At 74.2% G+C, this 12,620-nt stretch carries 11 protein-coding genes; 6 read left to right on the forward strand and 5 right to left on the reverse strand.

Features of this window, described 5'->3' with window-relative positions:
- Positions 1-16 precede the first annotated feature (16 nt).
- On the reverse strand, positions 17-1,756 hold the full coding sequence (mtrB, locus tag ACZ6RT_RS25950) for an MtrAB system histidine kinase MtrB (RefSeq protein ID WP_399185989.1): 1,740 nt from the start codon (positions 1,754-1,756) through the stop codon (positions 17-19).
- A gap of 24 nt (positions 1,757-1,780) precedes the next feature.
- Positions 1,781-2,458 (reverse strand): MtrAB system response regulator MtrA, encoded by a 678-nt coding sequence (gene mtrA, locus ACZ6RT_RS25955; protein WP_030907316.1) that lies wholly within the window; start codon positions 2,456-2,458, stop codon positions 1,781-1,783.
- A 339-nt stretch (positions 2,459-2,797) separates the two neighbouring features.
- On the opposite strand from mtrA, the gene ACZ6RT_RS25960 reads away from it, so the two are divergent.
- From ACZ6RT_RS25960 to ACZ6RT_RS25980, 5 genes are all read left to right on the forward strand, one after another.
- Positions 2,798-4,183: a DUF7847 domain-containing protein gene (locus ACZ6RT_RS25960; protein WP_470156696.1), complete on the forward strand. Its 1,386-nt coding sequence runs from the start codon at positions 2,798-2,800 to the stop codon at positions 4,181-4,183.
- Positions 4,180-4,848, forward strand: a complete 669-nt coding sequence (locus ACZ6RT_RS25965) for a DUF4129 domain-containing protein (RefSeq protein ID WP_399185987.1) — start codon at positions 4,180-4,182, stop codon at positions 4,846-4,848. Before ACZ6RT_RS25960 ends, ACZ6RT_RS25965 begins: the two co-directional genes overlap by 4 nt.
- A gap of 185 nt (positions 4,849-5,033) precedes the next feature.
- Positions 5,034-6,128, forward strand: a complete 1,095-nt coding sequence (locus ACZ6RT_RS25970; protein ID WP_399185986.1) for a DUF4350 domain-containing protein — start codon at positions 5,034-5,036, stop codon at positions 6,126-6,128.
- A 200-nt stretch (positions 6,129-6,328) separates the two neighbouring features.
- Positions 6,329-7,318: an AAA family ATPase gene (locus ACZ6RT_RS25975; RefSeq protein WP_399186100.1), complete on the forward strand. Its 990-nt coding sequence runs from the start codon at positions 6,329-6,331 to the stop codon at positions 7,316-7,318.
- A gap of 3 nt (positions 7,319-7,321) precedes the next feature.
- Positions 7,322-8,704 (forward strand): DUF58 domain-containing protein, encoded by a 1,383-nt coding sequence (locus ACZ6RT_RS25980; protein ID WP_470156699.1) that lies wholly within the window; start codon positions 7,322-7,324, stop codon positions 8,702-8,704.
- 22 nt (positions 8,705-8,726) lie between these two features.
- On the opposite strand, the gene ACZ6RT_RS25985 is transcribed toward ACZ6RT_RS25980, so the two are convergent.
- Positions 8,727-9,722 (reverse strand): stage II sporulation protein M, encoded by a 996-nt coding sequence (locus ACZ6RT_RS25985; protein WP_399185984.1) that lies wholly within the window; start codon positions 9,720-9,722, stop codon positions 8,727-8,729.
- 37 nt (positions 9,723-9,759) lie between these two features.
- On the opposite strand from ACZ6RT_RS25985, the gene ACZ6RT_RS25990 reads away from it, so the two are divergent.
- On the forward strand, positions 9,760-10,785 hold the full coding sequence (locus ACZ6RT_RS25990; protein ID WP_470156701.1) for an RDD family protein: 1,026 nt from the start codon (positions 9,760-9,762) through the stop codon (positions 10,783-10,785).
- 82 nt (positions 10,786-10,867) lie between these two features.
- Here ACZ6RT_RS25990 and ACZ6RT_RS25995 read toward each other — a convergent pair whose 3' ends face one another.
- Together ACZ6RT_RS25995 and ACZ6RT_RS26000 are read right to left on the reverse strand one after the other, a co-directional pair.
- On the reverse strand, positions 10,868-11,224 hold the full coding sequence (locus tag ACZ6RT_RS25995; protein WP_399185982.1) for a GntR family transcriptional regulator: 357 nt from the start codon (positions 11,222-11,224) through the stop codon (positions 10,868-10,870).
- Positions 11,224-12,276 (reverse strand): hypothetical protein, encoded by a 1,053-nt coding sequence (locus ACZ6RT_RS26000; protein WP_470156703.1) that lies wholly within the window; start codon positions 12,274-12,276, stop codon positions 11,224-11,226. The genes ACZ6RT_RS25995 and ACZ6RT_RS26000 overlap by 1 nt, the downstream gene beginning before the upstream one ends.
- Between the last annotated feature and the right edge of the window lie 344 nt (positions 12,277-12,620).

Here is a 12,620-nt window from a genome sequence, read left to right on the forward strand (position 1 = left end):
CGGCCGCGGGCCGCCCCTAGTCGGCATCCCGTCCCCCGTCGCTCGCGGCCGGCGACAGCACCGGCGTCATCTGCCCGCGCCAGGTGCGGCGCATCTCCACCTCCGGCGGGACCAGCGGCAGCGGCGAGCCCCGCAGCACCGCCCCGGCCACCCGGGGCAGGGAGAGCCGGAACTGCGAGCCCTCCCCGTGCGCGCCCCACGCCTGCAGCCATCCGCCGTGCAGGATCGCGTCCTCGCGGGAGATGGCCAGGCCCAGGCCGGTGCCGCCGATGGTGCGGGCCCGGGACGGGTCGGCCCGCCAGAAGCGGTCGAAGACCAGGTTCTCCTCGCCGGCCTTCAGGCCCACCCCGTGGTCGCGTACGGCCACCGCCACCGCGTCCCTGTCGGCGGCGACAGAGACCACCACGTCGCGGCCCTCGCCGTGCTCGATCGCGTTGAACAGCAGGTTGCGCAGGATCCGCTCGACCCTGCGGCTGTCCATCTCGGCCATGCACGGCTCACTGGGAAGACGCAGGTCGAAGCGGGTGGAGTGGCGCTCGGCCAGCGCCTCGGAGTCGGCCACGGCGCGCAGCACCACGTCCCTGACGTCGACGGAGTCGACGTCGAGGTCGGCCGCGCCCGCGTCGTAGCGGCTGATCTCCAGCAGGTCGGCGAGCATCGCCTCGAACCGGTTGAGCTGGTTCTGCATCAGCTCCGCCGACCGGGCGGCCATCGGGTCGAAGTCCTCGCGGGCGTCGAAGAGCAGGTCGGCGGCCATCCGCACGGTGGTCAGCGGGGTGCGCAGCTCGTGCGAGACGTCCGAGACGAACTGGCGCTGGACCTGGGAGAGCTCCTCCAGCTGGTGGATCTTGAGGGCCAGGTTCGCGGCCATGTCGTTGAAGGAGGCGGCCAGCCTGGCCAGGTCGTCCTCGCCGCGGACCTTCAGGCGCTCGTCCAGGCGGCCCGCGGCCAGCCGTTCGGCGGCCTGCCTGGCCAGCCGGACCGGCGTGACGACCTGCCGGGTGACCAGCGAGGCGATGGCGGCCAGCAGCAGCACGAGCCCCGCGCCGACCAGGACGAGCATCCGCTGCACCGAGGCGAGGATCAGCTCCTCCCGCTCCAGCGGGACCAGGTGGTAGATCTCGTACGAGGAGCCCAGGGGGGTGCCGAAGGTGTCCAGCCGGGTGCCGATGACGATGCCCGGGACGGTCTCCCGCTGGCCCAGGTAGTGCAGCGGGGTGTACCAGGTGGTCTCCTCGCCGGGCTCCTTCCTGAACAGTTCCTCGCGCTGCCTGGCCGGGATGCTGATCGGGTCGATGTTCGTGGTCCCGTAGAACTCACCGGGCCGCGTCTCGTTACGGATGATCACCGAGTACCGGCTGGCGGACCCCGCGCGGCGGGCGAGGGCGGCGGTGGCCTGGCCGAGCGGGGTGTCCCCGGCCCCGGGGAGCGCCTGCCCCGAGTCGGCGGGCTGCTTGGCGGTCTCGGCGGCCGGCTGGCTGAGATAGCCGAGCACCGCGTTCCTGTCGGCCTGCGCCTCGCTCTTCGCCGCGATCTCCCTGTTCTCCAGGGTGGCGCTGACGATCTGCTGCATCAGGAAGACGCCGAGCACGGCGACGACCACGATGGAGATGACCATCGTGCTGGTGACCACGCGCAGCTGGAGCGAACGCCAGAAGATCCGGCGCACCCGCCCGGCCGCGCGCCGGGTACGCCGCCGCGCACCCCGCAGCAGCTGGCGCGGGGTGCGACGGCGTCTCTTCGGTGCGGAGGGCATCACGGGGTCCGGGGGGAGCCGCGGCTAGGCCGGTCCGGCCTTGTATCCGACCCCGCGGACCGTCACCACGATCTCGGGGTGCTCCGGATCCTTCTCGATCTTGGCCCGGAGCCGCTGGACGTGCACGTTGACCAGGCGGGTGTCGGCCGCGTGGCGGTAGCCCCAGACCTGCTCCAGCAGGACCTCGCGGGTGAAGACCTGGCGCGGCTTGCGGGCCAGGGCGACCAGCAGGTCGAACTCCAGCGGGGTGAGGTTGATGGTCTCCTCCTCCCGCTTGACCGAGTGCCCGGCGACGTCGATGGTGATGTCACCGATCTGCAGGATCTCCGGCGTCGGCTCGTCGGTGCGGCGCAGCCGGGCGCGGACCCTGGCGACGAGCTCCTTGGGCTTGAAGGGCTTGACGATGTAGTCGTCGGCCCCCGACTCCAGCCCCAGCACCACGTCGATGGTGTCGCTCTTGGCCGTCAGCATGACGATCGGCACCCCGGACTCGGCCCGGATGCGCCTGCAGACGTCGATGCCGTCGGCACCGGGCAGCATCAGATCGAGCAGGACCAGGTCCGGCCGGGTGTCGCGGAACGCGTCGAGCGCCTTGTCCCCGTCGGAGACGAAGGAAGGCTCGAAACCCTCCCCGCGCAGCACGATCCCGAGCATCTCGGCGAGAGCCGCGTCGTCGTCGACGACCAGCACGCGTCCTTTCATGGCCCCTCATTCGGTTTACGCAGTTCGGGAGTAATGGGATAAACCGCTCGGTGGTCGAAGATTACCCTCGTCCGCCTACTGGATGACACCGGTCGATGACCGGGCGTCCGAATGACGAATTTTAGGCGTACACGACGTGGAACGGACAGTGATGCCCCCGCACGGCCGCCCCCTGCCCGGCGACTGCGGGCACCGGGCGGTGATGACCACGGTCCCAGTCTGCGGCAGACGGCGGTGTCTCGGCCATCTCTCCGGCGTCTCCGCCGATCTCCGCGGGTGAAACGGGTACGTGATCGCCCGATCACCACGAACGGTGTGTCCACATGCCAGGATTGGGATATGTCAGACGGTCACGGCACCACTCCCGGCGCTCCCGACGCCCCCGGCACTCCCCCGGGCTGGGCGTCCAACCAACCTCCGCCGTACGGCGACGCCCCGGGATCGCCGTGGACCGCGCCCGGCACGACCCCCGGCGCCTCCCCGGCCCCGCCCGCGGGACCGGCACCGCAGTCCGCCCCCGGCCCCTGGCCCCCGTACGGGCAGGCACCGCCGCCCCCGCAGGGACCGCCCCACGGTCAGCAGCCCCACGGGCAGCAGCCGTACGGGCAGCCTCCCCAGGGCGGGCCTCCCTACGGGCAGCAGCCATATGGGCAGCCTCCGTACGGGCAGCAGCCCTACGGCGCGCCGCCCCCGGCGATGCGGCCCGGGATCATCCCGCTGCGCCCGCTCGGCCTGGGCGACATCCTGGACGGCGCGATCAAGCTGATGCGCTCCAACCCGAAGAGCGTCCTGGGCCTGTCGGCGATCGCCGCCGCGCTGGCGGCCATCCCGCTGGCGATATCCCAGACGCTCGCCCTGGACTCCATCGGCGCGGCCATCCAGGACCCCGACGCGGCCAACGTGCCCGACGCCGGCTTCTTCGCCGACTACGGCGGCACCCTGATCTCCTACGGCGTGCAGTTCGTCGCGGTCACGCTGCTGACCGGTGTGATCACCGCCATCCTGGGCCGCGCGGTCTTCGGCGGGAGGATGACGGCGGGCGAGGCCTGGGCGCGCACCCGCGGCCGGGTGCCGACCCTGTTCGGGCTGGTGGGCGTCACCCTGCTGATCATGCTCGTCCCGATCCTGCTGATCGTGGGGCTCTTCGCCGCGCTCGCCGCGACCGGGGCCGGGTACGCGGCGACGGGTATCGCGGGCGTGCTCGCACTGCTGGCCTTCATCGCCTACGCCATGTTCTTCACCACCCGGCTGGCGCTGGCCCCGTCCGCCGCGGTGCTGGAGCGGCGCGGGGTCGTCGACTCGCTGCGCAGGTCCTGGCAGCTGATCACGGGCGGCTTCTGGCGGACCCTCGGCATCCTGATCCTCACCCAGATCATCGCCTTCCTCATCGGCCAGGCGCTCGCCCTTCCCTTCGTGTTCGGCGGGACCTTCCTCGGCGTCCTGGGCGACGGCTCCCTCACCTCGAAGATCCTCGCGGCGGTGCTCATCGCGGTCGGGGTCACCCTCGGCTCGATGATCACCTATCCCCTGCAGGCCGCGGTCAACGGCCTGCTCTACGCCGACCGGCGGATGCGCGTCGAGGCCTTCGACCTGGTGCTGCAGACCGGGGCGATCGAGCAGCAGCGGCAGGGCTGGGTGCACGCCTCGGCCGACGACCTGTGGGACCCGTCCGTCGCGCCCGGCCTGTTCCCCGGGCAGGAGCGGCCGGACCGGGGAGCCCCGTGATCTCCCTGCCGACCCTCCCGGCCCTGACGCCCCCGGTCGGCATCGACCGCGAGGAGGCCCGGCGCCGGGCCTCCGGGGAACTGCTCGGGCCGGAGTACGCCAGGGAGTCATCGCTCGACCGCTTCTCCCGGTGGATGGACCAGTTCTTCGGGGACCTGCTGGACCAGGACGCCATCGGCGTCGTCGGCAGCGTGGCCGCGCGGACCGCCCTCGTCGCGATCGTGGTCGCCGCCGTCGTCGCCCTGCTCCTGGTCGCCCGCAGGACCTCCCGGAGCGGCACCGCGCGTACCGGGGGGGTCTTCGGCGACCGCCGCCTCACCGCCGCCGAGCACCGCGAGGCCGCCGAGCGGCTGGCGGAACAGGGCAGGTGGGCCGAGGCGGTCCGTGAACGGCTCCGGGCCGTCGCCCGGGACCTGGAGGACCGCGTGATCGTCGACGTCGCCCCCGGCCGCACCGCCGGGGAGCTGGCCGCCGAGGCCGGGCGTGCGCTGCCCGCGCTGGCCGCCGAGCTGACCGTGGCGGCCCGGGTGTTCGACGACGTGACCTACGGCGAGGTGCCCGGCACGCCCGAGGCGTACCGGATCATGCGTGATCTCGATGAGCACCTGCGGGCGGCCCGCCCCTCGGCGGTCGCGACGCCGGCGGCACCGACGGCGGCGCCGTGAGCCCGGCCGCGCCCGGCCGGGCCGACGCGGCCCTCGCGGCCCCCTCGCCCGGATCCGGCCCCGCCTCCCCGGGACCCCTGACGCCGTCCCCGAGTTCCGCGAGCTCCGCGGGTTCCTCAGGCTCCGCCGCTGCCACGACCTCCGTCTCCCCGACCGCCGCCGGTCTGTGGCGCGGCGGCAGGGGCATGCTCCTGGTGGCGCTGGTGGTGGTCGCGGGCGCGGTGGCCGGCGTGCTGCTGGGCGGCTCCGGCCAGGGCGGAAGGCTCCTGGACCCGGCCGACGCCTCCCTGTCCGGCGGCAGGGGCCTGGCCCGGCTGCTGCAGGCCCAGGGCGTACGGGTGCTGCCGGTCACCTCGGTGGCCGAGGCTGCCGCCCAGGCCGGACGGGCCGGACCGGCGGGCAGCACGCTGCTGGTGACCTCGGCCTTCCCGCTCACCGCCGGGGACGCCGGACGGCTCGCCGCGATCCCCGGCGACCTGCTGCTCGCCGGGGTGGGCCGGCACCTGCGGCTGCTCGCACCGGGCGTGACCCCGGTCCGCGAGGCGCGGGTACGCTCCCGCGAACCCGGCTGCCGGCTGCCGGCCGCGACGCGGGCGGGCAGTGCCCACGTCGGCGGCATGACCTATGTCGCACCGGCCGGGGCCGTCGGCTGCTATCCCTCGGGCGGACGGCCCACCCTGGTCTCCCGTTCCACCGGGGGCAGGACGGTCACCGTGACCGGCGACGACGCGTTCATGACCAACCTCCGGCTCGCCGAGGACGGCAACGCCGCGCTGGCGATGAACCTCGCCGGTGCCAGGCCCACCCTGATCTGGCTGACCGTCCCGGAGACCGGCCCGCAGTCGGACGGGCCCGCGGGGTTCTACGACCTGGTCCCCGAGGGGGTCAGGTGGGCCGTGGTACAGCTGTTCCTCGCGGTGCTGCTGCTGGCGCTGTGGCGGGGCCGCAGGCTCGGCCCGGTGGTGACCGAACGGTTGCCCGTCGTGGTCAGGGCGGCCGAGACCGTCGAAGGACGTGCGAGGCTGTACCGGGCGAGGCGGGCCCGGGACCGGGCCGCCGCGGCGCTGCGCGAGGGCTTCACCGACCGGGTCACCCCCCGGCTCGGACTGCCCTCCGGGGCGGGGGCCGACGCCCTGGTGAACGCGATCGCCGAACGGACCGGCCAGGCCGCGCCGCACATCGGCGCCGCCCTGTACGGGCCGCCGCCGGCCGACGAGGCCGGGCTGGTGGCCCTGGCCGCATACATGGACTTCGTGGAAAGGCAGGTCGGAAAGTCGTGACCACACCACCGGGGAACGGCGATCTCGCCGCGACGGTCTCCTCCCCCGCCGGGACCGAGCCGGGCACGCCCGGGACACCGCACGGCCCCGGAGCACCGCACGGGCCGGGGGCGCCGATGACGTCAGGGGCGCCCGGGACCCAGGGCGCCCCGGGCACGCAGGGCGTACAGAACGCACCGGGCATGCAGGGCGCACCGGGGATGCAGGGCGCGCCGAACGGGCCGGGGGCACCGGAGGTGCCGGGGGCGGACGCCGCGCGGCAGGCGCTGGCGGCCCTCAGGACGGAGGTGTCCAAGGCGGTCGTCGGCCAGGACGCCGTGGTCACCGGCCTGGTGATCGCGCTGCTCTGCCGAGGACACGTACTGCTCGAAGGCGTGCCCGGCGTCGCCAAGACCCTGCTGGTCAGGACCCTGGCCGCGGCGCTCTCGCTCGACTTCAAGCGGGTGCAGTTCACCCCCGACCTGATGCCCGGCGACATCACCGGATCGCTGATCTACGACGCGAAGACCTCGGAGTTCGAGTTCCGCGAGGGACCCGTCTTCACCAACCTCATGCTCGCCGACGAGATCAACCGCACGCCCCCGAAGACGCAGGCCGCGCTGCTGGAGGCGATGGAGGAGCGTCAGATCAGCGTGGAGGGGGACGCGCGCGCCCTGCCCGACCCGTTCATCGTGGCCGCCACCCAGAACCCCGTCGAGTACGAGGGCACCTACCAGCTCCCCGAGGCCCAGCTCGACCGGTTCCTGCTCAAGCTGACCGTCCCGCTGCCGCCGCGCGACCAGGAGGTCGCGGTGCTGGAACGGCACGCGCTCGGCTTCGACCCGCGCGACCTGTCGCACGTCCGGGCCGTGGCCGGCGCCGCCGACCTCGCCGCGGGACGCGCCGCGGTAGGCCGGGTGCACACGAGCCCCGAGGTGCTCGGCTACATCGTGGACATCGCCAGGGCCACCCGTCAGTCGCCCGCGCTCCGGCTCGGCGTCTCGCCGCGTGGCGCCACCGCGCTGCTGGCCGCGTCCCGCGCCTGGGCCTGGCTGTCCGGCCGCGGCTACGTGACGCCCGACGACGTCAAGGCGCTGGCCAGGCCCGCGTTGCGGCACCGGATCCAGCTGCGGCCCGAGGCCGAGCTGGAGGGCGCGAGCGCCGACGGCCTCATCGACGCCATCCTCGCCTCCGTCCCCGTCCCCCGCTGACCCATGGCGCTGACGGGACGGGCCGCCCTGCTGGCCCTGCTGGGAACCCTGGCCGTACTGTTCGCGCCCGCTCCGGGAGCCGCGGTGGCCGGGGTGACGCTGCTGATCGCGGCGCTGGTCGTGGTCGACCTGCTGCTGGCCGGGAGCGTGCGCCCGCTGCGCTTCACCCGGTCGGGCGAGCGGCTGGTACGGCTCGGCGAGTCGGTGACGGTGGAGCTGATCGTGGAGAACCCCGGACCGCGCCGGGTGCGCGGCGTGCTCAGGGACGCCTGGCCCCCCTCGGCCGGGGCCACCCCGCGGCACCTGCCGCTGGACGTGCCCGCGGGCGAGCGCCGCCGCCTGGTCACCACGCTCACGCCCACCCGCAGGGGCGACCGCGGGGCGGTCACGGTGACCGTACGGGCGCTGGGCCCGCTGGGCGTCGCGGCGCGTCAGGGATCGCACCGGGTGCCCTGGTCGGTCCGGGTGCTGCCGCCCTTCCTCAGCCGCAAGCACCTGCCCGCCAAGCTGTCCAGGCTCAGGGAGCTGGAGGGGCAGCACCCCTCGATGGTCCGGGGGCAGGGCACCGAGTTCGACTCGCTGCGGGAGTACGTGGCCGGGGACGACGTCCGCTCGATCGACTGGCGGGCCACCGCGCGCCGCGCCGACGTCGTGGTGCGCACCTGGCGGCCCGAGCGCGACCGGCGGGTGCTGATCGTGCTGGACACCGGCCGTACCTCCGCGGGCAGGGTGGGCATCTCCCCGATCCCGCCGTCCGCCACGGCGGCCGTCACCGAGCGGGCCGGCCGGGCCGGTCTCGCCGGTGAGGCGCGGGTCGTACCCGGCTGGCCGCGCCTGGACTGGTCGATGGACGCGGCGCTGCTGCTGGCCGCGCTGGCCTCGCGGGCCGGTGACCGGGTCGACTTCATGGCCCACGACCGGGCCGTACGGGCCTGGGTCTCGGGCGCGGGCCGCGCGGAGCTGCTCTCCTCGCTGGTCACCACCATGGCCCCGATCGAGGCCGAGCTGGTCGAGGCCGACTCGGCCGGGATGGTCGCCGCCGTCCTGTCACGGGCCAGGCGGCGCTGCCTGGTCGTGGTGCTGACCGATCTCAACCCGGCCGCGCTGGAGGAGGGCCTGCTGCCGGTGCTCCCCCGGCTCTCCTCGCGGCACCTGGTTCTCCTGGCCGCGGTCTCGGACCCGCAGGTGGCCGAGATGGCGGCCGGGCGCGGCACCTCCGAGCTGGTCTACGGCGCCGCGGCGGCCGAACACCTGGCGGCAGGGCGGCGCAGGATCACCGCCCTGCTGCGCGCGCAGGGCGTGGAGGTCGTGGACGCCGCTCCCGAGCGGCTCGCCCCCGCGCTGGCCGACGCCTACCTGGCGCTGAAGGCGGCCGGACGGCTCTGAGAACCGCGCCCCGCGGGAACGCTCAGCCGGCGCTCGGGGCGAGATCGGGGGCGCGTTCCATGTCGCCGGTCTCGCGGTCGGCCAGGGCCCGGCGGCCGAAGAAGATCACGTACGCGAGGAAGAGGACCTCGGCCACCACGCCGATGCCGATCCGGGCCCAGGTGGGCAGCCCCGAGGGGGTGACCAGGCCCTCGATCAGGCCGGAGACGAGGAGCACCACGACCAGGCCCAGGGCCACGCTCATCACGGCCCTGCCCTGCTCCGCCAGGGCCTCCAGGCGCCCTCGCGGGCCCGGGTCCACGGCCGTCCAGCCGAGGCGCATGCCGACGGCCGCGGCGAGGAACACCGCGGTCAGCTCCAGCAGGCCGTGCGGGGTGATCAGGCCGAAGAAGATGTCCAGCTTGTCGCGCGAGGCCATCAGCCCGGCCGAGACCGCCACGTTGAGCGCGTTCTCCCACAGGACGTACGGGATCGGCAGGCCGAGCAGCAGGGACATCATGATGACCTGCATCGAGACCCAGGCGTTGTTCACCCAGACCTGCCCGGCGAACGAGGCCGCGGGGTTCTCCGAGTAGTAGTCGGCGAAGTCGTGCTCGACGAGCTGGGTGATCTGCTCGGGCGTCGCGATCGCCGCCTGGACCGCGGGGTCTCCCGCCACCCAGGCCGCGACGACGGTGGAGACCAGCAGGAACGCGACGGTGGTGGCCACCCACCAGTGGCGGGCCCGGTAGGCGACCACCGGGAAGGAGACGGTGAAGAAGCGGACGAACTCCCGCCAGGCGGGGGTGTGCGCGCCGGTCACGGCCGAGCGGGCCCGGGCCACCAGCGCCGACAGGCGGCCCACCAGGATCGGGTCGGCCGAGGCCGAGCGGACCTGCGACAGATGGGTGGCCACCCGCTGGTAGAGGTCGACCAGCTCGTCGACCTCGGCGCCGTTCAGCGACCTGCGCCGCCGGATCAGGGCCTCCAGGCGGTCCCAGGCGGGGCGGTGCGCGGTGACGAAGGCGTCGATGTCCACGCGGGCAGCCTATCCAGTCGAAGGTAGGGTGCTGGATGTGTCCGATGTCGTAACCGGCGAGGCCGTGGTCGTAGAGGTACGCGTCGCCCAGCTCCCGAGCAGGGCCGCGGCGTTGCTGATCGACATGGCCGTCCAGGCCGCGACGCTGCTGGGCGTCTCCCTGCTGGTCGGCAGCCTGGGCCTGCTGAACGACCCCGCCCTGACCACGATGGTCTATCTCGCGCTCAGCGTGCTCGTGCTCGTCGGCTATCCGGTGATCTTCGAGACGCTCAGCCGCGGGCGCAGCCTGGGCAAGCTCGCCCTGGGGCTCCGGGTGGTCAGCGACGACGGCGGCCCCGAGCGGTTCCGTCAGGCCCTGTTCCGCGGGCTGGCCGGGGTCCTGGAGTTCTGGATCCTCAGCGGCGCCCCCGCGCTGATCAGCTCGCTGATCTCGGAGCGGGGCAAGCGGCTCGGCGACGTCTTCTCCGGCACCATGGTGATCTCCGAGCGTGCTCCCCGGCAGTACGGGCCGGTGCTGGACATGCCCCCGCCGCTCGCCGCGTGGGCGGCGACGCTGGAGCTGTCCCGGCTGCCCGAGCAGGTCGCGGCCACCGCGCGGCAGTACCTCATGCGCTGGCACGACCTGTCACCCGCCGTCCGGCACGAGATGGGCGTGCGCATCGCCACCGAGGTGTCGGCCTTCGTCTCCCCGCCCGCCCCGCCGGGCGTGCCGCCCTTCGCCTACCTGACGGCCGTCCTGGCCGAGCGCCGGCGCCGCGAGCAGTTCCGCCTGGCCCGGAGCACGGGCGCGTACCCCCCGGCCGTGCCGGCACCCGGCACGTACCAGACCGGTGCTCCCGCACCCGACGTGTACCGGCCCGGTGTTCCTTCATCCGGTGCGTACCAGACCGGTGCTCCTCAGACCGGTGCGTATCAGACCGGTGCTCCTCAGGCCGGTGCGTACCGGACCGGTGTTCCCGCGTCCGGCGAGTACCCGACCGGGCCCGCTCGTCCGCCGGTCGCCCCCGAGCCCGCCGACCGGGCGGGCGGCCCCACCCCGGGTGGTTTCGTCCCCCCGGCCTGACCGTCGTCCCGCCACCGCGCCCGTCGCTGTGCCCGTCGCTGTGCCTGTCGCTGTGCTCGTCACGCCTGTCGTGCCGGTCGCGTCATCGCGCCAGGGCCTCGCGGGCCGCGGCGAGCGCCTCCTCGGTGGAGGCACCGGCCTGCCGCGCGGCCTTGGCGAACTCCTCGGCCGCCGCGGCGAGCCGCAGGCGGAGCCCGTCGGCCTGCCCGGTGATGACGGCCGCCCGGCCCCGGCGCAGCTCGACCAGCCCCTCCTCGCGCAACTGCTGGTAACCGCGCAGGACGGTGTGCAGGTTGATGTCCAGGGCGGCGGCCACGGTCCGCGCCGAGGGGAGCCGATCCCCGGGGCCCACCATGCCGCCGGCCAGCGCGACGCGGACCGAGTCCGCCACCTGGTCGGCGAGCGGCTGGGCCGACGAGGGATCAACCGTGATCAACATTATGCCGTCTCCGCCTGTCGTCGCCTGTGCAGCCATCCGTTGACCAGGGCCGCCGCCTCCCGCGCCTCGCGCGTGGAGTAGACGAACCACCGGTCGTCGGCCAGGGACAGGGTGAGCACCGGGCCCTTTCCGCTGACGGCACCCCACCCGGCCGCATTGTCGCCCAGCCCGTACCGCTCGGGAGGGGGCTCGCTCCCCGCCACGCCCGCCTCGGCCTCGGCCGGTCCACGGTACGGGGAAGGCTCGTTACCGGTTTCGGCGAACCGTATCAGCGCATACGGCACGGTACGGGTGAAGAAGGGTATCCAGGGGAACCGCAGGGTCACCCCCGAAGCGTCGATCTGCAGGCGGGTGCGCGTCTTTGCCGCGACGAGCAGCGTCCATCCGATGAGCCATGCCTCGATGTGCCATTCGAAGCCGCCCCACACGACGATCGCCGTGGTGGCCGCCGTCATCACCATGGCGACCAGCAGGTTGCGGGTCGACCAGGCCGAGGTGGTGAACAGGACGCGCTGCCGCGGGCCGAGCGCCATGGCGGGGGCGTGCGACGGTGGTGCGGCGGTCACCCGGGGTGGCTGCGGCAGCGGACCCACCGCCACCCAGCTCACCGCGAACGCCCCGGCCGCCGCGAGGCCGACCAGCGCCACCTGCCACCCCGGCCGTTCCGCGGAGTTCGCGACCGGCATCGACAGCGCACCCCCCACCGGGAGTGCCAGGCCGAGGGTGAGGCTGGTGGCTGCCAGCACTCGCTGAATCGGGGGCAGGCGCCAGTGGAACAGGAAAGGGATGACGAGCATCATCTCAAACCACACCGCCATCCCGAAGAGCGGCTGGGAGGACACGTCTCGCCAGGTGAGCTCGTACCCGGCGTAGACGGGCCGGTCGGTGAAGCGGAAGTCGCCGGGACGGGGTTCGCCGTACAACCTGATCGCGGCCAGGGACAGGATCAGGAGGAGCACCGGGCCGAAGATCGTCAGGACCAGCCGGCGCGTTCGTCCCGGCGCGGCGTAGTCGAAACGGTGGACGGGCACGGCGGACATGGGCGCGGACACGGCTACCACTCCTTACTGTTTGTATTAGACTATAACAGTCTAAACAGTTGCGACATGGCTGGACCGCGGCCGACGGGAGAGGGTCCTGTCACGCCGAAACGCCCCGGCCGCAGGCGGCCGGGGCGTCGTTCACGGTGGGGCGGATCCGTCGGTCGACGGATCCGTCGTCGCGGGGGGGGGGTGCCGCGGGGGGGGGGGGGGGGGGGGGGGGGGGGGGGGGGGGGGGGGGGGGGTGGGGTGGGGGGGGGGGGGGGGGGGGGGGGGGGGGGGGGGGGGGGGGGGGGGGGGGGGGGGGTTTTTTTTGGGGGGGGGGGGGGGAGGGGGGGGGGCGGGGGGGGGGGCCC

This window comes from Streptosporangium sp. NPDC050148, assembly GCF_055586505.1.

Bases quoted from the DNA above. Each gene is read 5' to 3' on its own strand.
- mtrB (WP_399185989.1), bottom strand. From the start codon at position 1,756: ATGCCCTCCGCACCGAAGAGACGCCGTCGCACCCCGCGCCAGCTGCTG.
- mtrA (WP_030907316.1), bottom strand. From the start codon at position 2,458: ATGAAAGGACGCGTGCTGGTCGTCGACGACGACGCGGCTCTCGCCGAG.
- ACZ6RT_RS25960 (WP_470156696.1), top strand. From the start codon at position 2,798: ATGTCAGACGGTCACGGCACCACTCCCGGCGCTCCCGACGCCCCCGGC.
- ACZ6RT_RS25970 (WP_399185986.1), top strand. From the start codon at position 5,034: ATGCTCCTGGTGGCGCTGGTGGTGGTCGCGGGCGCGGTGGCCGGCGTG.
- ACZ6RT_RS25975 (WP_399186100.1), top strand. From the start codon at position 6,329: ATGCAGGGCGCGCCGAACGGGCCGGGGGCACCGGAGGTGCCGGGGGCG.
- ACZ6RT_RS25980 (WP_470156699.1), top strand. From the start codon at position 7,322: ATGGCGCTGACGGGACGGGCCGCCCTGCTGGCCCTGCTGGGAACCCTG.
- ACZ6RT_RS25995 (WP_399185982.1), bottom strand. From the start codon at position 11,224: ATGTTGATCACGGTTGATCCCTCGTCGGCCCAGCCGCTCGCCGACCAG.